Source organism: Methylobacterium sp. WL116 (assembly GCF_008039455.1).
Classification (GTDB): Bacteria; Pseudomonadota; Alphaproteobacteria; order Rhizobiales; family Beijerinckiaceae; genus Methylobacterium.
The window spans coordinates 1-1,939 of the sequence record NZ_VRUV01000700.1 but is presented as its reverse complement, the minus strand read 5'-3'; the positions used below and the strand labels follow the sequence as shown (position 1 = coordinate 1,939).

The window sequence follows — 1,939 nt, the reverse complement described above, 5'->3', positions numbered from 1 at the left end:
GTGCGGCGCACGCACCGCCCTCGTCACGCACGATCCGGCGACCATCGGCGCGATGTCGTGCAATCCGGCGATCGGCGGCCTCGGCAAGGGCCATCTCGTGCGCGAGGTCGACGCCCTCGACGGCTTGATGGGCCGGGTCGCCGACGCGGCCGGCATCCAGTTCCGGCTGCTCAACCGGCGCAAGGGCCCGGCGGTGCGCGGGCCGCGCACCCAGGCCGACCGCAAGCTCTACGCGGCGGCGATGCAGGCGGCGGTGGCCGAGACCCGGAACCTGACCGTGGTCGCGAGCGCCTGCGAGGATCTGGTGGTGCGGGACGGGCGCGTCGCCGGGATCGTGCTCGGCGATGGGCGGACGCTCCGCTGCGGCGCGGTGGTGCTCACCACCGGCACCTTCCTGCGCGGGTTGATCCATATCGGCCCGGTTCAGATCCCGGCCGGCCGCGTCGGCGAGGCGCCGGCGGTCGGGCTGGCCCGGACCCTCGACCGGCTCGGCTTCCGGCTCGGGCGCCTGAAGACCGGCACCCCGCCGCGCCTCGACGGCCGCACCATCGACTGGTCAAGATTGGAGATGCAGGAGGCCGACGCCGAGCCGGTGCCGTTCTCGACCCTGACCGAGCGGATCACCACCCCGCAGATCCGCTGCGGCATCACCCGGACGACGCAGGCGGTCCACGACCTGATCCGCGAGACCCTGCACCTGTCGCCGATGTATTCCGGCGGCATCAGCAGCCGCGGCCCGCGCTACTGCCCGTCGATCGAGGACAAGGTGGTGCGCTTCGGCGACCGCGAGGGCCACCAGATCTTTCTCGAGCCCGAAGGCCTCGACGACCCGACGATCTACCCGAACGGCATCTCCACCGCGCTGCCGGAGGCGGTGCAGCACCGGCTCGTCGCCCTGATCCCGGGCCTGGAGGCGACGCGGATCCTGCGGCCGGGCTACGCCATCGAGTACGATTACGTCGACCCGCGCGAGCTCGATGCCGGGCTCCAGGCCGAGCGACTGCCGGGCCTGCTGCTCGCCGGGCAGATCAACGGCACCACCGGCTACGAGGAAGCGGCGGGGCAGGGGCTGGTCGCCGGGATCAACGCCGCACGGATCGCCGGCGGCGCGGTGGCGGCGACCTTCGACCGGGCGGAATCCTACCTCGGCGTGATGATCGACGACCTCGTCACCCATGGGGTGAGCGAGCCCTACCGCATGTTCACCTCGCGCTCGGAGTATCGCCTGAGCCTGCGCGTCGACAACGCCGACGAGCGCCTGACCCCGCGCGGGGCCGCGCTCGGCTGCGTCGGGACCCGGCGGGCGGCGCACTTCGCCGCGTCGCAGGCCGAGCTATCGGCGGTGCGCGCCCGCCTCGACGCGCTGACCCTGACGCCGACCCAGGCGCAGGCCCACGGCCTCGCGCTCAACCAGGACGGCATCCGCCGCACCGCCTTCCAAATTCTCTCCTATCCCGATCTAGACTGGGGCCGCTTGGCCTCGGTCTGGCCCGAGCTGAGCGCGGTCTCGCCGCGGATCGCCGAGCGCCTGCGGACGGATGCGACCTACGCGGTCTATCTCGACCGGCAGAATGCCGACATCGCCGCCTTCCGCCGCGACGAGGCGGTGAGCCTGCCGGTTCGGCTGGATTACGGGCGCATCGCCGGGCTCTCCAACGAGATGCGGATCAAGCTCGAGACCGTGCGGCCGGGAACCCTGGGGCAGGCGGCGCGGATCGAGGGCGTCACCCCGGCCGCGCTGACGCTGCTCGCCGCGCATGCGCGGCGTCGCGAGGCGGTGGCATCGTGAGGATGGTCCTAGCCGCAACACGCGTCTTCCCTCCCCCCTCTGCGGGGGAGGGTACCCTGCGGAGCAGGGGGGGAGAGGGGAGCTCCGTTTCCGGAAAAGGTGCTCCCCTCTCCCGACCCTCGCTGACGCGAGGCCCACCCTCCCCCGCAG

1 protein-coding gene is annotated in these 1,939 nt (G+C 72.9%); it reads left to right on the top strand.

The annotated features are described in order from the left end of the window. Nucleotides 1-1,789, top strand: a 1,789-nt coding sequence (gene mnmG, locus FV223_RS26415; protein WP_147729703.1) for a tRNA uridine-5-carboxymethylaminomethyl(34) synthesis enzyme MnmG, incomplete at its 5' end; no start/stop codon positions are given. Between the last annotated feature and the right edge of the window lie 150 nt (nucleotides 1,790-1,939).